This window comes from Enterobacter sp. ODB01 (assembly GCF_001623605.1).
Classification (GTDB): Bacteria; Pseudomonadota; Gammaproteobacteria; order Enterobacterales; family Enterobacteriaceae; genus Enterobacter; species Enterobacter kobei.
Map to the genome: position 1 here is coordinate 2,691,487 of NZ_CP015227.1, position 16,554 is coordinate 2,708,040.

General features: G+C 58.5%; 19 protein-coding genes and 1 riboswitch. Of the genes, 13 read left to right on the forward strand and 6 right to left on the reverse strand.

Annotated features, from left to right (window positions below; genetic code table 11):
• Positions 1–6: 6 nt before the first annotated feature.
• Positions 7–1,590, reverse strand: a complete 1,584-nt coding sequence (gene hpxW / locus A4308_RS12745; RefSeq protein WP_045281268.1) for an oxamate amidohydrolase — start codon at positions 1,588–1,590, stop codon at positions 7–9.
• A 144-nt stretch (positions 1,591–1,734) separates the two neighbouring features.
• On the opposite strand from hpxW, the gene hpxU reads away from it, so the two are divergent.
• From hpxU to hpxK, 7 genes are all read left to right on the forward strand, one after another.
• Positions 1,735–2,574: a MurR/RpiR family transcriptional regulator HpxU gene (gene hpxU / locus A4308_RS12750; protein ID WP_045281267.1), complete on the forward strand. Its 840-nt coding sequence runs from the start codon at positions 1,735–1,737 to the stop codon at positions 2,572–2,574.
• Between the two features lie 192 nt (positions 2,575–2,766).
• A complete protein-coding gene (locus A4308_RS12755) occupies positions 2,767–3,549 on the forward strand; it encodes a transporter substrate-binding domain-containing protein (RefSeq protein ID WP_014883294.1) in 783 nt (260 codons plus the stop codon).
• A 4-nt stretch (positions 3,550–3,553) separates the two neighbouring features.
• The gene (locus A4308_RS12760) at positions 3,554–4,219 is read left to right on the forward strand and encodes an amino acid ABC transporter permease (protein WP_023332651.1); all 666 of its coding nucleotides are present in this window, start codon (positions 3,554–3,556) and stop codon (positions 4,217–4,219) included.
• Positions 4,219–4,875 carry an amino acid ABC transporter permease gene (locus A4308_RS12765; RefSeq protein WP_014883296.1) on the forward strand — a complete coding sequence of 219 codons (657 nt, stop codon included), beginning with the start codon at positions 4,219–4,221 and terminating at the stop codon, positions 4,873–4,875. The genes A4308_RS12760 and A4308_RS12765 overlap by 1 nt, the downstream gene beginning before the upstream one ends.
• Positions 4,856–5,593 (forward strand): amino acid ABC transporter ATP-binding protein, encoded by a 738-nt coding sequence (locus A4308_RS12770; protein WP_045281266.1) that lies wholly within the window; start codon positions 4,856–4,858, stop codon positions 5,591–5,593. Before A4308_RS12765 ends, A4308_RS12770 begins: the two co-directional genes overlap by 20 nt.
• Positions 5,594–5,606: 13 nt before the next feature.
• Entirely contained in the window at positions 5,607–6,848 is a 1,242-nt protein-coding gene (locus A4308_RS12775) for a pyridoxal-phosphate-dependent aminotransferase family protein (RefSeq protein WP_032637023.1), read from the forward strand.
• Entirely contained in the window at positions 6,845–8,107 is a 1,263-nt protein-coding gene (gene hpxK / locus A4308_RS12780; RefSeq protein ID WP_045281265.1) for an allantoate amidohydrolase, read from the forward strand. The genes A4308_RS12775 and hpxK overlap by 4 nt, the downstream gene beginning before the upstream one ends.
• On the opposite strand, the gene A4308_RS12785 is transcribed toward hpxK, so the two are convergent.
• Positions 8,073–9,074: a magnesium transporter gene (locus tag A4308_RS12785; protein WP_014883298.1), complete on the reverse strand. Its 1,002-nt coding sequence runs from the start codon at positions 9,072–9,074 to the stop codon at positions 8,073–8,075. The genes hpxK and A4308_RS12785 overlap by 35 nt on opposite strands.
• Before the next feature lie 60 nt (positions 9,075–9,134).
• A riboswitch (M-box (ykoK) riboswitch) is annotated at positions 9,135–9,304 on the reverse strand.
• Between the two features lie 158 nt (positions 9,305–9,462).
• Between A4308_RS12785 and A4308_RS12790 the strand changes: the two genes are divergently transcribed.
• Positions 9,463–9,963, forward strand: a complete 501-nt coding sequence (locus A4308_RS12790; protein WP_014883299.1) for a DedA family protein — start codon at positions 9,463–9,465, stop codon at positions 9,961–9,963.
• Between the two features lie 103 nt (positions 9,964–10,066).
• Positions 10,067–11,308 carry a bifunctional glucose-1-phosphatase/inositol phosphatase gene (gene agp / locus A4308_RS12795; protein ID WP_023337066.1) on the forward strand — a complete coding sequence of 414 codons (1,242 nt, stop codon included), beginning with the start codon at positions 10,067–10,069 and terminating at the stop codon, positions 11,306–11,308.
• Positions 11,309–11,341: 33 nt separating this feature from the next.
• Here the strand turns inward: agp and A4308_RS12800 are convergent, their stop codons facing one another.
• Both A4308_RS12800 and wrbA read right to left on the reverse strand, forming a co-directional pair.
• Positions 11,342–11,569 carry a YccJ family protein gene (locus A4308_RS12800; RefSeq protein WP_014883300.1) on the reverse strand — a complete coding sequence of 76 codons (228 nt, stop codon included), beginning with the start codon at positions 11,567–11,569 and terminating at the stop codon, positions 11,342–11,344.
• An 18-nt stretch (positions 11,570–11,587) separates the two neighbouring features.
• Positions 11,588–12,184, reverse strand: a complete 597-nt coding sequence (gene wrbA, locus A4308_RS12805) for an NAD(P)H:quinone oxidoreductase (RefSeq protein WP_014883301.1) — start codon at positions 12,182–12,184, stop codon at positions 11,588–11,590.
• A gap of 391 nt (positions 12,185–12,575) precedes the next feature.
• Between wrbA and A4308_RS12810 the strand changes: the two genes are divergently transcribed.
• The 4 genes from A4308_RS12810 (at position 12,576) to A4308_RS12825 (ending at position 14,639) form a co-directional block, all read left to right on the forward strand.
• Positions 12,576–12,746, forward strand: coding sequence for a general stress protein (locus tag A4308_RS12810; RefSeq protein WP_023332656.1), 171 nt, complete (start codon positions 12,576–12,578; stop codon positions 12,744–12,746).
• A gap of 116 nt (positions 12,747–12,862) precedes the next feature.
• Positions 12,863–13,780, forward strand: a complete 918-nt coding sequence (locus tag A4308_RS12815; RefSeq protein WP_047028038.1) for a DMT family transporter — start codon at positions 12,863–12,865, stop codon at positions 13,778–13,780.
• 61 nt (positions 13,781–13,841) lie between these two features.
• A complete protein-coding gene (locus tag A4308_RS12820; protein ID WP_014883303.1) occupies positions 13,842–14,111 on the forward strand; it encodes a type II toxin-antitoxin system TacA family antitoxin in 270 nt (89 codons plus the stop codon).
• A gap of 3 nt (positions 14,112–14,114) precedes the next feature.
• Positions 14,115–14,639: a GNAT family N-acetyltransferase gene (locus A4308_RS12825; protein ID WP_176450254.1), complete on the forward strand. Its 525-nt coding sequence runs from the start codon at positions 14,115–14,117 to the stop codon at positions 14,637–14,639.
• A 73-nt stretch (positions 14,640–14,712) separates the two neighbouring features.
• Here A4308_RS12825 and rutG read toward each other — a convergent pair whose 3' ends face one another.
• Positions 14,713–16,035: a pyrimidine utilization transport protein G gene (rutG, locus tag A4308_RS12830; RefSeq protein ID WP_045281263.1), complete on the reverse strand. Its 1,323-nt coding sequence runs from the start codon at positions 16,033–16,035 to the stop codon at positions 14,713–14,715.
• A 21-nt stretch (positions 16,036–16,056) separates the two neighbouring features.
• On the reverse strand, positions 16,057–16,551 hold the full coding sequence (rutF, locus tag A4308_RS12835) for an NADH-dependent FMN reductase RutF (RefSeq protein WP_045281262.1): 495 nt from the start codon (positions 16,549–16,551) through the stop codon (positions 16,057–16,059).
• Positions 16,552–16,554: the final 3 nt, after the last annotated feature.

A 16,554-nucleotide genomic window follows, 5' to 3' on the forward strand; every position in this document is an offset into this window, starting at 1 on the left:
CTCTCCTCAAAATCCGGCGGCCGCGCCGTTGCTGCGCGGATCAAACGCCCCTTCAAACAGCCCGTTGGGGTGGCGAACAATCGCCCCCGCGTGGCCCATGGCTTCACTGAAGTCCGGGCAGATCTCCACGTCGTGTCCACGCGCCCTGAGCTGTGACACGGTCTCATCCGAAAAGCGTCCTTCCAGTTTTAACGTGTCCGACGTTTGTCCCCAGGTACGCCCCAGCAGCCAGCGCGGGCGAGCGATGCTCTCCTGCAGGGGCGCACCCTGGACCACATAGCGGGTAAACAGCGTGGCCTGCGTTTGCGGCTGTCCATCGCCGCCCATCGAGCCATAGACCATCACGCGCCCGTCCTTGAGGCGCGCCGCCGCCGGGTTCAGGGTGTGGAAAGGCTGTTTGCCCGGCGCGAGGGCCAGAAGATGACTGGGGTCGAGACTGAACGATGCGCCCCGGTTCTGCCAGACGATGCCGGTATCGGGCAGTACCACGCCGCTGCCAAATTCGTGATAAATACTCTGGATAAACGACACGGCAAGCCCGCTGTTATCCATCACGCCCATCCACACCGTATCGCCGGGACCTTTGCCGGTGCCCCACGGCGCGGCACGGCTGTCGTCAACCCTGTCGGCAAGCGCCTGAAGGGCGGTGGGTGCCAGCAGTGCCTGAATATCCGTTTTCAGCTCGCGCGGATCGGTAATGTGCGCATCGCGCAGGCCAAAGGCCAGCTTGGTGGCTTCAACAATGCGGTGAATCGTCCCCGCATCGTCAGCCTCCGCCATATTCAGGCGGTCTGTGATGCCGAGTATCGCCAGCGACACCAGCCCCTGGGTCGGCGGGGCGTGGTTATAAATTTCTCCCTGCTGATGCTGCAACTTCAGCGGCGAGGTACGCCGGGCGACGTGGGCGTGTAGATCGGCCAGCGTGACCGGCAGGCCCAGCGTCTCCATACCCTGCGCCAGCACCTCCGCCAGCGGGCCGCGATAAAAACTGTCCAGACCGTCTTCCACCAGGCGCGAAAGGGTCGTGGCCATGGCGGGCTGGTAAAAACGGCTCCCGACCGGCGGTGGCTTGCCGTCCACCAGCCAGGTTTCGGCAAAGCCGGGAACGTCCTTTAGCTCGTCAAATTTACTGGCGGTGGCATGCGCCTGTGACGCCGTGACCGGGGTACCGTTTTGCGCGTACTCAATGGCGTCGGCCAGCAGGCGGGACAGCGGCAGCGCCTTGCCCGTCATCTCGCGCGAGACCTTCAGCGCCTCGTCCCAGCCGCTCACCGTGCCGGCAACGGTCAGCGCCGCCTGAGGGCCGCGATGGGGGATATGCGGGAGCCCGTCGTAGGCCGCGAGCGTCGCGCGCGATCCCGCCGCACCGCTGGCATCAATGGCGATCGGATCCCCTTCCGGCGGCACGATAAGCCAGAAGCCATCGCCACCCAGCCCGTTCATGTGCGGGTAAACTACGGCAATGGTGGCCGCCGCCGCGACCATGGCTTCTATCGCGCTGCCGCCTTCGCGCAGGACGGCCAGCGCACTCTGGCTGGCAAGGTGGTGGGGGGCAACAGCCATCCCGTGTGTGGAGACATTACTTTGCATGAAGCGTCCTCATAACCCTTAAAGTCACAAGGTGCTGCAAAAGCTGTTCCAGTTCTGAATAAAAAGTTTCATGCCAGTTGCCGCAGAAGCTGGCATGCTTAATGAATAGTGAGTATGAGATGAAACAAACGTTACAGAGGCGTTATGGAACAGCTTGATGAACGACTGAAAGCGCAATACCCGTCACTGTCGCCGCAGGAGCAGCGGGTGGCGGATTTCATTTTCGATCATTTTGACGACCTTATTAGCTATAACAGTGCCGAGCTGGCGCAGCTGAGCGGGGTATCGAAAGCCACGGTGAGCCGTCTGTTCAAGCGTCTGGGCTATGAGAAGTATAAAGAGATGCGTGACGAGCTGCGCACCCTGCGTCAGAGCGGGATGCCGCTTACCGATAACCGCGACGCGGTGCAGGGCAATACGCTACTGGCGCGCCATTATAAGCAGGAGATGGCGAACCTGACCCAGTGTGTCAATGCTCTCGATGCTCAGCAGTTTGCCGACGCCATGGCCTGTATGGTGAAGGCGCGGCGCATTGTCATTATTGGCATGCGTAACGCCTATCCCGCGGCGCTCCACCTGCGCCAGCAGCTGCTGCAGGCGCGGGGTCAGGTGCTGGTGCTCCCTCAGCCAGGCCAGAGCCTGAGCGAAGAACTGGTGGATTTAACCCCTGACGATCTGGTGGTGATGATGGCCTTTCGCCGCCGTCCGCGCATTATCCGCCCGCTGATGCAGCAGCTTCAGAGTAGCGGTATTCCGGTGCTGCTGATGTGCGAGCCGCAGGCGCACAGCCTGTTTCCGCTGGCGAGCTGGCAGCTCTGCGCCCCGCTGGACAGCGTTTCGGCCTATGACAGCTATTCCTCGGTCAACAGCCTCATCAACCTGCTGGCGAATGCCTTCCTGCATGACAGTCTCGATAAAGGCCGTCCGCGCATTCACGAGATTGCTTCCCTTTATCAGCAGCTGGACGAACTCGAACAACGATAATGGGGCGTCAGACTGGTGCTTTGCATTGAAATGGTGCAACGTGGCGGGGCGTGAACATCCTCAATTTTTCGCTCCGTCCGCATTTTATCAGGCTTTATAAGAATATCCCCCGTTTCGCCTCACCTGGCACATTAGTTGCAAAATCACATTCAAAGAATCTTTTGTTTCATGTTAACGTTACGGGGAAGCACCATGAAAAAACTGTTGATTGCACTCGCCGGGGCCGCATGCCTCTTCACACAACTGCCTGCAAAGGCTGACCAGCTTCAGGATATCGAGAAGCGCGGCACCCTCCGCATTGCCGTGCCGCAGGACTTCCCGCCGTTTGGCTCGGTGGGGACCGACCTGCAGCCGCAGGGCTACGACATTGACATGGCACGCTATCTGGCGAAACAGATGAAGCTCAAGCTGCAGCTCGTGCCGGTGACCAGCGCCAACCGTGTGCCGTATCTGCAAACCGATAAGGTGGATCTGGTCATCTCCAGCCTCGGGAAAAACCCGGAGCGCGAGAAGGTGATTGATTTTAGCCGCGCCTACGCGCCGTTCTTCCTTGGCGTGTTTGGCCCGAAAGGGGCCGAGCTGAAAGATGCCGCCGGGCTGAGCGGAAAAACTATCGGCGTGACGCGCGGGGCGGTGGAGGACATGGTACTCACCAGCCTGGCGCCGAAAGATGCCAACGTGAAACGTTACGAAGACAATAACACCACGCTCTCTGCATACCTTTCCGGACAGGTGCAGTACGTGGCGACTGGCAACCTCGTGGTGGCGGCGATTTCCCGCCAGAACGCCGATAAGGCCCCGGTGCCGAGCTTTATGCTGAAAGATTCACCGTGCTTTATCGGCCTGAAGAAAAACGAACCGGCTCTGAAGGCAAAAGTGGATGCGCTGATTGAGCAGGGCATTAAGGACGGCACGCTGAACGGTCTGTCTGAGCAATGGCTGAAGGCCCCACTGCCGGCAAACCTTGGCGCCTGAGCCGATGACTGAGCAACTTCATTTCTCTGAACTGTGGCCGCACTGGCCGGCGCTGCTGGCGGGATTGTGGGTCACCATCCAACTGACGGTGATGGCGACCGTCGGCGGGCTGGCGATAGGGATTTTCGGGGCGGCGATCCGCAGCGGACGCCCAACGTGGTACAGCCGGATCTGGGGCGGTTACGTGGAGATTATCCGCAACACGCCGTTTGTGGTGCAGCTATTTTTCATCGTCTTCGGCCTGCCGAATCTGGGCCTGAAGATGACGGCGGGGGAAGCGGCGCTGCTGGCGATGGTGGTGAACCTTGGCGCCTATAGCACTGAGATTATCCGCGCGGGCATTCAGGTAACGCCGAGAGGGCAGTGGGAGGCCGGACGCGTGCTGGGGCTGACCCGCCTGCAGACCTTTATTCGCGTGGTGCTGCCGCCCGCGCTGCAACGTATTTATCCGGCACTGGTGAGCCAGTGCATCATCGTGATGCTCGGCTCGTCGGTGGTGTCGCAGGTCTCGTATGAAGAGCTGACCTTTGCCGCCAACCTGATCCAGTCCAGAACGTTTTTGAGCTTTGAGGTCTATCTGGTGACAACCGGTATTTACTTAGCGCTGTCGATTACCCTGCGCCAGCTGATGATGGCGGCAGGACGCAAATGGCTGGGGGTGCAGGCATGATGACCACCTTTACCGACTGGGACATTATTCGCAACCTGCTGCTGGCCGGACGCTGGACGGTGCTGCTGTCGCTGGTGGCGTTTGTCGGCGGGGCGGTGGTAACGCTGCCGCTCCTGCTGCTGCGCCTGACGGGCGGGCGCACGGTGAAGCGCATTATCCGCGGCTATATCGAGCTGTTTCAGGGCACCCCGCTGCTGATGCAGCTGTTCCTGGCCTTCTTCGGCGTGGCGCTGTTCGGCATCGACGTTTCGCCGTGGACCGCCGCCTCGCTGGCGTTAACCTTTTACACCAGCGCATTTCTGCTCGATATCTGGTACGGCAGCATTCGCGCCCTGCCGAAGGGGCAGTGGGAAGCCTCGCGCTGCCTGGGCCTGACCTTCGGCCAGACCCTGTTTCGCGTGGTCGCTCCGCAGGCATTGCGCATCGGCATCGCCCCGACGGTCGGCTTTGCCGTACAGGTGATCAAAGGTACCGCACTGGCGTCGATTATCGGCTTTATCGAGCTGACCAAGGCTGGGACCATGCTGACCAACGTGACCTATCAGCCGTTCAAAGTCTTTGCGCTGGTGGCGCTGGGCTACTTCATTCTGTGTTATCCGCTGTCGCGCTACAGCCGCTATCTGGAGACGAAATTCAATGCCTCTCATCACCATTAATCAGGTGCAGAAGTACTACGGTAATAACCACGTGCTCAAGGGCGTCGATCTGGATATCGACATGGGCCAGGTGATCTCCATTATCGGGCGCAGCGGATCGGGAAAAAGCACGCTGCTGCGCTGTATCAACGGCCTGGAAGGCTATCAGGACGGCAGCATTAAGCTCGGTGGCATGACGATTACCGACCGGGATTCCCAGGCGCGTGAAATCAGCCGCTCGGTGGGGATGGTGTTCCAGAGCTTCAACCTGTTCCCGCACATGACGGCGCTGGAAAACGTCATGCTCGCCCCGCGTCGGGTGCTGAAGAAAAGTGCTGCCGAATGCCGGGAGCTGGCGCAGCGCATGCTGGAGAAAGTGGGCTTAGGCGATCGTCTGGATTACTACCCGTCGAGCCTCTCCGGCGGCCAGCAGCAGCGCGTGGCGATTGCCCGCGCGCTGGCGATGTCGCCTAAAGTTTTACTCTGTGACGAGATCACCTCCGCGCTTGACCCGGAGCTGGTGAGCGAAGTGCTCAAGGTACTGGAGCAGCTGGCCGCCGAGGGGATGACCCTGATTCTCGTGACGCACGAAATGAATTTTGCCCGCGAAGTGGGCGACCGCGTGGTGTTTATGCACCAGGGGAAAGTCTGGGAGCAGGGCGACAGCAAAACGCTGTTCGCCAACCCGCAGACCACGGAACTGAAGCAGTTCATCTCCTCCGTGCGCGGCCTCAACTGATAAGGACTGACTCATGGATATTGCACATTTTCCGCAAATTAACCCGCCGCAACGTCTGCTGATGGGGCCGGGGCCGATCAACGCCGACCCGCGCGTGCTGCGCGCTATGTCGAGCCAGCTGATTGGCCAGTACGATCCGGCCATGACCCACTACATGAACGAGGTGATGGCGCTCTATCGCGGCGTATTCCGCACTGAAAATCGCTGGACGATGCTGGTCGACGGTACCTCCCGGGCGGGGATTGAAGCGATACTGGTTTCCGCCATTCGCCCGGGGGATAAAGTGCTGGTTCCGGTCTTTGGCCGCTTTGGTCACCTGCTGTGCGAAATTGCCCGCCGCTGTCGGGCGGAGGTACATACCATCGAGGTGCCGTGGGGCGAGGTGTTCACCCCGGACCAGGTGGAGGATGCAATTAAGCGTATTCGTCCTCGCCTGCTGCTCACCGTACAGGGCGACACCTCCACCACCATGCTGCAGCCGCTCGCGGAGCTTGGCGCTATCTGCCGCCGCTACGACGTGCTGTTTTACACCGACGCCACCGCGTCGCTCGGCGGCAACGCGCTGGAGACCGACGCCTGGGGGCTGGATGCCGTTTCGGCCGGGATGCAGAAGTGTCTCGGTGGGCCATCGGGTACTTCGCCAGTCACCCTGAGTACGCGGATGGAGGAGGCGATCCGCCGCCGCAAGTGCGTTGAGGCGGGCATTCGCACCGACGCCCACCGCGACGGCGACGAGGAGATGATCTACTCCAACTACTTCGATCTTGGCATGGTGATGGACTACTGGGGGCCGGAACGGCTGAATCACCATACCGAAGCCACCACCGCGCTGTTTGGTGCCCGCGAATGCGCGCGGCTGATCCTGCAGGAAGGGCTGGATAACGGCATTGCCCGCCACAAGCTGCACGGCGATGCGCTCCTGAAGGGCATTCAGGCGATGGGGCTGGAGACCTTCGGCGACCTGAAGCACAAGATGAATAACGTGCTGGGCGTGGTGATTCCACAGGGCGTCAACGGCGACGAGGTGCGTAAGCTGATGCTGGAGGATTTCGGGATTGAAATCGGCACCTCGTTTGGCCCGCTGCACGGTAAAGTGTGGCGCATTGGCACCATGGGTTATAACGCGCGTAAGGATTGCGTGATGACAACCCTGAGCGCGCTGGAGTCGGTGCTGAACTACCTGAAATTCACCACCACGCAGGGGGCCGCCATGCAGGCCGCGTGGGACCACTATCGCCGCGAGACGCCGCAATGAGCCCGGCGGCAGAACGGGTGATGGCGCGCGCCGATGCGCTGGCCGCCATCAGCGAAACGCCGGATGCGCTGACCCGGGTCTACCTCTCGGCGCAGCATCTGCAGGCCAACCAGCTGGTCGGGCAGTGGATGAGCCAGGCGGGGATGACCGTCTGGCAGGACAGCGTGGGCAATATCTGTGGACGCTATGAAGGTGCTCAGGAAGGGGCGCAGGCGGTGCTGCTCGGTTCGCATCTGGATACCGTGCGCAATGCGGGGCGCTACGACGGTATGCTCGGGGTGCTCACCGCGATTGAAGTGGTGGACAGCCTGCACCAGCAGGGTCTGCACCTGGCGAAGGCCATTGAGATTGTCGGTTTTTGCGATGAAGAGGGCACCCGTTTCGGCATTACGCTGTTAGGCAGCCGGGGTCTGACGGGCACCTGGCCGCAGGACTGGCTGGAAAAAACCGACGCCAGCGGCATCAGCGTAGCGCAGGCAATGGTGCAGGTGGGGCTCGATCCCGGCCGCGTGTCGCATGCTGCACGCCGTCCCGAGGATTTCAGCGCCTACCTGGAGCTGCACATTGAACAGGGGCCGTGCCTTGAGCAGGACGGTCTCGCGCTCGGCGTGGTGGAAGCCATCAACGGCGCGCGTCGCCTGAATTGCCGTTTCACCGGCGAAGCCGGGCACGCGGGAACCGTGCCGATGAACCATCGTAAGGACGCGCTGGCCGCCGCTGCCGAATGGATGGTTCTCATCGAAAATACCACCCGGCAGCAGGGCGGCAATCGGGTGGCGACGGTCGGGGAGCTGCGCTGCCTGCCCGGTGCGGTAAACGTGATCCCCGGCGAGGTTCAGCTCTCGCTGGATATCCGCGGTCCGCAGGATGCGCCGCTGGATCGGTTGCTGGCCGAATTGCTGGAAAATGCGCAGGCAATCGCGTCGCGACGCGGACTGCAGTTCAGCGCCGAGGAGTTTTACCGCATCGCCGCCACGCCGTGCGATATCCACCTGCAAAACGTGTTAGGGGAGGCCGTCGAATCGGTGCAGGGGCGTTCACTGTCGCTGCCCAGCGGCGCGGGCCATGATGCGATAGCCATCGCGGAACGCTGGCCGGTAGGGATGCTGTTTGTGCGCTGCAAGGGGGGCGTCAGCCACCACCCGGCAGAGTCGGTGATGGCTGAGGATGTCGCGCTGGCGATTGAGGCGTTTTCGCGAGCGGTGATCCAGCTGGCGGACCGCGTTACTCCAGCCCCAGCGTATATTGCGCGATCTTGAAGTAGATAATCAGCCCGGTGCCGTCGATAAGCGTCGCGATAAACGGCGCGGAGACGACCGCCGGGTCAATGCCGCAGCGTTTGAGCACCATCGGAATCACGGACGACACAATCGCGCTCCACAGCGTTATGCACACCAGCGTCAGGCTGACGATAAGCGTGATTTCCAGCCCAATCCCCATCATCCACGCGCGGATACACCCGGCGATACCGAGCGTCACGGCAATCATCAGCGAGGTGGTCATCTCTTTTCGCAGCACGCGCCCGACGTCGCGAAGATGCACCTCTCCCAGCGCCATGGCGCGCACCAGCGTGGAGGTGATCTGCGTTCCGCTGTTGCCGCCCGTGCCGATCAGCAGCGGAATAAAGAACGCCAGCGCAATGGCAGACTCCAGCGCCTCTTCGAAGTGCTGGATCACCGAACTGGTGTAGGCTTCCGCGACAAACAGCAGCAGGAGCCAGACGGAGCGTTTCTTCCACAGGCTGAAGGCGCTGGTTTCCAGATAGGGCTTCTCCAGCGGCAGCGTCGCCCCCTGAAGCTGAGCGTCTTCGGTGACGTCATCTTCCAGCAGATGGGCGATTTCGCGCTCGGTCAGGCAGCCGACGAGCTTGCCGTGGGTGACCACCGGCACCACGTCCGCGCCGCCGTGAGCCAGCTGGCCGGCAACATCGGCACGTTCATCCTCCGGTTTGACCTGTAAAAACTGCGAGATCATCAGCGATTTCACCGGCTGTAGCGTATCGGCGGTTTGCAGCAATTTACGCACCGCAATCATGCCCGCCAGGCGGCCATTGTCTTCAATAAAAATATGCGATGGAATATCGTCGTCTTTTAATTTTGCGAAGAATTGCTCGCGCGCCAGCGCCACGCATAATGCAATATCAAGGACGATAAAATCGGTATTCATATATTGCGCGATGGCGCTGTCATTGAATGCCGGGTTTTGATTGTGAATAGCGTAAGACATAGTGAATTCCCTTTGAATAATAACATCTCTCAGGGGCGAGCAAGACAGGGCATGTCGAAGAGGAGATCCCCACGTCCTGGGTTCAGCACTGTACACCGTATCCCGCAAGGGAAGTTATACTGACAAAGCCTTGATTCGACAGTGCCTGTTTTACCCTGTGTTGGTTCTCTCGAACCCACCAGAGCGATAACGTGTATTTGTACAGGAGCCTCGCCATAACGAGATCGTTGTAAAACGTGAGGGATAATACGCATATTTAATTTTACCGCTCAGGATTTTAAATAATGTTTAAGAACGGTTTAGAAGAATTTTATTAATACGATGTTGAGGGTTTATTTAAGGTTATTCATTTTAAATAAAAGATTAAATCATCACGAGGATGGGGTAAATGGCGTGGTTTGATCATCTGCTTACTCATTTTGCGCTCTATCCGGCACATCTGTTTGCGTTGTTATTCGTGATGGCGCTGGGTAAATCGACGGTACTGATCTCCTCCGTGCTGCCACCCGCCTCGGTGATGCTGCTGGCGGGCATCGGCGTCAGCCAGGGGAGCATGCATCCTGGGCTCGCATGGCTTGCCGTGGTAATGGGGGCAACGGTGGGGTCGGTGCTAAATTACCATGTTGGCCAGCTGATGGGACACACCCGGCTGGTCACGCGTTTCACGTCTAAGCATGCCGACAGGTTTTTGCGAGTGCAGCATCAGCTGCAAAAGAACGGTGAAATTGCGCTGTTTACGTCGCGCTTTCTGGCGGTATTGCGTTATATCGTGCCGCTGGCAGCGGGGATGCTCAGGCTAAGCGCCGTGAAGGTCTATGCCGTCAGCCTGCTTTCTGCCTGCGCGTGGGCGGCGCTGTATGTTGGCATCGTCGCTGGCATCAGCGTCTGAATCGGCGAGTAAGGTATTCATCAGATTGAGAAATGCTTCCCGGAAAATTGTCACGAATCTGTCACACTGAATGCGACATTTTAAAACGAGTGAGGAATTAGGGATGAGAAAAGCACTACTCGCGCTGGCAGTCGCCGGTTCCATTTCAGCAACGTTTGGCGTGCAGGCACAAGAGACGCCGGAAGGGTATCAGCTGGAGCAAGTTTTAATCATGAGTCGCCATAACCTGCGCGCACCGCTCGCCAACAACGGCAGCGTGCTGGAGCAGTCCACGCCGAAACAGTGGCCAGAGTGGGAGGTACCGGGTGGTCAGCTCACCACCAAAGGCGGCGTGCTGGAAGTCTATATGGGTCATTACATGCGCGAGTGGCTGGCGCAGCAGGGGATGATAAAGACTGGAGAGTGCCCGCCAGCGGACACCGTTTATGCATATGCCAATAGCCTGCAGCGTACCGTTGCGACCGCACAATTCTTCATTACCGGCGCGTTCCCGGGGTGCGATGTGCCTGTGCATCATCAGGAAAAAATGGGCACGATGGATCCCACCTTTAATCCGGTCATTACCGATAACTCGCCTGAGTTCCGCGAAAAAGCGCTGAAGGCGATGGAGACCGAGCGGCAGAAAATGCAGCTTTCAGAAAGCTATAAGCTGCTGGAGCAGATGACGAACTACGCCGATTCGCCGTCCTGCAAAGAGAAAAAAGTCTGCTCGCTGGCGGACGCGAAAGATACGTTCAGTGCCGACTATGAAAAAGAGCCAGGCGTGTCCGGTCCGCTGAAAGTGGGTAACTCGCTGGTGGATGCGTTCACGCTGCAATATTACGAAGGTTTCCCGGCTGATCAGGTGGCCTGGGGTGAGATCAAGACTGACCAGCAGTGGCGTGTGCTGTCGAAGCTGAAAAACGGCTATCAGGACTCGCTGTTTACCTCCACCGAGGTGGCGCAAAACGTCGCCAAACCGCTGGTGAAATATATTGATAAAGCGCTGGTCACCGATCAGGCGAAAGCGCCTAAAATCACCCTGCTGGTGGGGCATGATTCGAACATTGCTTCGCTGCTGACCGCGCTGGATTTCAAACCGTATCAACTCCACGATCAGCACGAGCGCACGCCAATTGGCGGCAAAATAGTCTTCCAGCGCTGGCATGACAAAAACGCTAACCAGGAACTGATGAAAATTGAGTATGTCTACCAGAGCTCAGAGCAGCTGCGAAACGCCAGCGTGCTGTCGCTGGAATCCCCCGCGCAGCGTGTGACGCTGGAGCTGAAAGGCTGCCCGGTGGATGCTAACGGCTTCTGCCCGGTTGATAAGTTTAATGCGGTGATGAACAGCGCGGCAAAATAGAGGATAACCCCCCGCAAAGGCGGGGGGAAACGTTCAGACGTTTTTACGTTCGATGGTCTGTTCGCCCCAGAAGAGCGAGTCTTTGTCCGTCTTTTCGAAGGCGCGAACCAGTACTTCGTCGCTACCTTCTTCCCAAATCTGCTCTGCCAGTTTCTCGTCATATTTCGCGACTTCAAAAATGGCTTCGGCAATCTCCGGAGAGGTATTGCGTAAACTTGCCCATTCACCCACGCGGTGGGCTTTTGATTCCTGAGTTGGCATGCTTGTCCTCCTGTTGAGTTAGCCGTTCAGTTTTTTGGCGAGGCCCGCGACATGCTCACCCTGATAACGGGCGATGGCGAGCTCTTCGTCGCTCGGCTGTCGGGAACCATCGCCGCCGGCAATGGTGGTTGCACCGTAGGGAGTACCGCCACGTACCTGAGAAACATCAAAGAGTTCCTGCGCGCCGTAGCCAATCGGCACAATCACCATCCCATGATGAGCAAGGGTAGTCCAGGTTGAGGTAATCGTCTGCTCCTGACCGCCACCGGTGCCGGTAGAGCTGAAGACGCTGGCGAGTTTGCCGTATAAAGCGCCTGAGGCCCATAGCCCGCCCGTCTGATCGAGGAAGGTTCGCATCTGGCCGGACATATTGCCGAAACGGGTTGGCGTCCCGAAAATAATCGCATCGTAATCTGCCAGCTCCTGAGGCGTGGCGACCGGGGCATTCTGTGTTTTTCCCCCGGCTTTGGCGAAGGCTTCCGCCTGCATGGTTTCCGGTACGCGCTTCACCACAACCTCAACGCCGTCCACCCTGTTTGCACCTTCTGCGACTGCGTGAGCCATGGTTTCAATGTGTCCATACATGGAATAATAGAGCACCAGAACTTTTGCCATTTTGCATCACTCCTCGTTTGTGTTTTCTGACAGCGGATCGCTGCGTTCATTTAAAGATATGCCATCACGGCCAGACTGCAAAAATGAACACCATTTCTTTGATTTATAACAATATGATTGGGGAAGCGTGCTGTAGCAAAATGAAACAACTTTCTCGCCTCCGTTTTTTGAAATGATAAGAAAGAGTTATGAATCTCCGCCGCGTTATCTCACCCGAAAGACTGAGATCCTGTTGCAGGATATTACCAGCGGCTTGCCGGACAGCCTTAGTCCACTAAGCTTAGTTTCACGCGGCACAGATAAAGGCACTGTCCTCATGCCGCGAGGTGAAAGAATCCTCTTTTACTGAATGCAATATGATGTCTAATGTTTCACACTCTGGAGGTTAGAGATGGCAAACCATCGTGGTGGTTCAGGTAATTTCGCTGAAGACCGTGAAAGAGCATCAGAAGCAGGTCGTAAAGGTGGCCAGCATAGCGGGGGCAACTTCAAAAATGACCCTCAGCGCGCATCAGAGGCTGGCAAGAAAGGGGGTAAAAACAGCCACGGCAGCAATAAGTAACGCGCCAGGCTGAACCCTGCCGCCGGGCGTTCCCGGCGGTTTTTTTATTTCTGCAACATTGAACTGTAACCAAAGGCGACGCACACTACAGAATTGTTCTCATTTGCTGGTGTCGCATGTCTGTCTCACGCTTTAAATTCTCCGTAAAACCGCAGGAAGCCATCCTTATTCTCATCACCATGTTCTGGGGCGGGACGTTTCTGGCCGTCCAGTACGCGGTAACGCTGAGCGATCCGTTCTTTTTTGTTGGTTTGCGCTTTGCGACGGCGGCGATAGCCGTGGCGCTCGTATCGCTAAAATCCCTGCGCGGATTAACCCTTAAAGAGCTGAAGGCCGGGGTGGCGATCGGGGTGGCGATTGCAATGGGTTACAGCCTGCAGACATGGGGATTACAGACTATCTCCAGCAGCAAATCGGCATTTATCACCGCCATGTATGTACCGCTGGTACCGCTCCTGCAGTGGCTTTGCCTGGGACGGCTGCCGGGGATGATGTCCTGCATCGGTATCGTGCTGGCGTTTATCGGCCTGATTTTGCTGGCCGGGCCGGAAAATAACCTGCTGGCACTGGGACCGGGCGAGATCATTACCCTCGTCGGGGCGATTGCCATTGCGGCGGAAATTATTCTGATTAGCGCCTGGGCGGGCAAGGTGGACGTCAAGCGTGTGACGGTGGTCCAGCTTGCCACGGCCTCGCTGGTAGCGTTTGCGACGATGGTACCGGCCGGAGAGTCCGTGCCGCCGATGTCTACCGGTCTGATCGTGGTCGCGTTGGGGCTGGGCATCTTCAGCGCCATTATTCAGGTCACCATGAACTGGGCGCAGCGCAGCGTCTCCCCGACGCGGGCGACGGTGATCTACACCGGTGAACCGGTATGGGCGGGGATTTTTGGTCGCCTCGCCGGAGAGCGTTTGCCGCTGCTGGCCCTGGTCGGTGCGGCATTTATTGTCGCCGGGGTGCTGGTGAGCGAGCTGAAGCTCAGAAAACGCCGGATTGAGGTGAGCGATCTGACGACTGAAAAAGGTTGTGATTGAAAAACGGAGCGGATTAGTCCAGGATATGTACGGATAAATACCGTACACGGTGATGTAAACCATGCCAGCACTTAAAAAACAGCGTATCGATCTTCGCTTAACGGACGAAGACAAAACAATGATTGAAGAAGCGGCGGCGATGACGAACCAGACAATCACCCAGTTTATGGTGAACAGTGCGTCAGAACGCGCTGCTGAAGTCATCGAACAACATCGGCGTCTCGTATTAAACGAGTCATCATGGAATGCGGTGATGGACGCCATCGACAATCCGCCAGAGCCAAATGAACGCCTGAAGCGAGCGGCAAAACGTCTTCGAAACATGGAGTGAAGCATCGTGGCAAATCTCACGATCGAAATGTTTTCAGAGGGAAGTGATTACGATTTCAGGGGCTTCGATTGTGGTGAACCCTCGCTCAATGCCTTCCTGACGGAACATCTGGTGCGTCAGCACAAGGGACGGATATTGCGAGGTTACCTGCTTAAAGATCGTGACCATCCGCGTGTGCTGGGCTATTACACGTTGTCCGGAAGCTGCTTTGAAAAAGCGATGCTTCCTTCTAAGACCCAGCAGCGTCGGATCCCCTATGTCAACGTACCCAGTGTGACGCTGGGGCGTCTGGCTGTGCATAAAGATCTACAGGGAAAGGAGTGGGGAACAACGCTCGTCGCACATGCTATGCGCGTTGTGTATCTGGCATCGCAGGCGGTAGGGGTACACGGAATCTTTGTTGATGCTCTCAATGAACAGGCAAAACGATTCTATCTGAAGCAGGGTTTTATTCCGCTGACAGGTGAAAACAGCCATTCTCTTTTCTTCCCCACAAAATCTATCGAACAACTCTTTGAGCAGGCGTGATCGTTGTACTGCCTTTTGATAGTACGCAAGATTATGGTCGGGTAAGGTGTGACTATTACCCGACGTCAAGATTTTACGAATCCTGATGCACCACCTCACCCTGCGGTGCTGCGCCCATCCGGCGGCTCAGCAGGGCGTTAAGCAGAATTGCCCCGAACGTTGCCGTGCCGATCCCACCAATTGTAAATCCGCCCAGCGTCAGGGCGAAATCGCCCGCGCCCAGCACCAGCGTGACCGCCACCATAATCAGGTTGCTGTTCTGGCTCAGATTGACCCGATGCTGCACCCAGATTCGCGCGCCAGCCACGGCGATCAGCCCAAATACCACAATCGATGCCCCGCCGATGACCGGCGACGGAATGGTGTGGATCAGCGCGCCGAACTTTGGAGAGAAACCAAGCAGTATCGCCATCGCTGCTGCCGCGACGAAGACCAGCGTCGAGTAGACTTTGGTCACCGCCATCACGCCGATATTTTCGGCATAGGTGGTGACGCCGCTGCCGCCCACGGAGCCTGAGATCATGGTAGCCAGACCGTCACCGACAAATGCCCGGCCCATGTACGGGTCCATACTGCGGCCGGTCATTCCCGCGACCGCCTTCAGGTGACCTAAGTTCTCCGCCACCAGTATCACCGCCACCGGTGCGATAAGCATCATTGCCTGGGTGTTAAAGGTGGGGGAAGTGACCTGCGGCAGGCCAAACCAGGCAGCCTGATGGAGCAGGGTAAAATCGACCGGCTTGCCGAGACCGAAAACGTTCGCCAGCAGAGCGTAAACCAGACAGGCGACAATCAGCCCGACCAGAATCAGCAGACGCTGGATCATCCCGCGCGTAAACACCGCCACCAGGCCGATACACAGCACGGTGATCACCGCCATCCAGCTTTCAAACGGCGAGCCGGAGACGCTTTTCACCGCGATCGGTGCCAGGTTCAGGCCAATCGCCATCACGACGGCTCCGGTCACCACGGGAGGCATCATGCGTTCGATCCAGCGCGTGCCGATCTTCATCACCACCAGACCAATCAGGGTATAGACCAGGCCGCAGGCGATGATGCCGCCGAGCGCCACGCTCAGGTTAGGGTTGATCCCCTGGCCGTTAAATCCGGTTGTGGCGATAACCACCCCGACAAACGCGGCGCTGGAGCCCAGATAGCTGGGCACGCGCCCACCGGTGACAAAAAAGAACAGCAGGGTGCCGATACCCGACATCAGAATCGACAGGTTGGGATCAAGCCCCATCAGCATCGGCATGAGTACGGTCGCACCAAACATCGCGACTGCATGCTGGACGCCCATCACCATCGTTTGTCCGAGCGGGAGTCGTTCATCCGGCGCGACCACGCCTGCTTCTGTGGAGGTCGATTTCAACTGCCAGTGGGGAAATCCGAACATGGTCTGTCTCCTTAAAGCGCCTTAGCAGGCGGGTCGCATAAGCGCGTGGTAGCCGCGGTCAAACCACACCAGCCCTTGCGGCGCGGGGTGGCGAACAATCGAAACAATGTCGCAAAACAGAATGTCGTGGGTACCGACGCTCACCACCTGGCTGATGCGGCAGTCAAACGAGGCCAGCGCATCCTCCAGACGCGGACACCCCGTATCGCCCGTTTGCCAGCGGGCGGCGGCAAAGCGCGTCTCCATTGGCGTTTTGCCGCCAAACAGGTTGGATAGCGGCTCTTGTCCGGCGCTCAGGGTGTTCACGCACAGCGTGCGGTTTTCGCTAAACGTCGGCCAGACGGACGCGCCGCGGTTCAGGCATACCAGCAGGGTGGGAGGCGAATCCGTGACGCTGCACACCGCGCTGGCAGTGAATCCCGCCATTCCCGCCGGGCCGTCGGTGGTGATGATGTTGACTGCCGCGCCGACGCAGGCCATGGTGTCGCGAAAGGTTTGTTTATCCGGTGTCGTCATGAT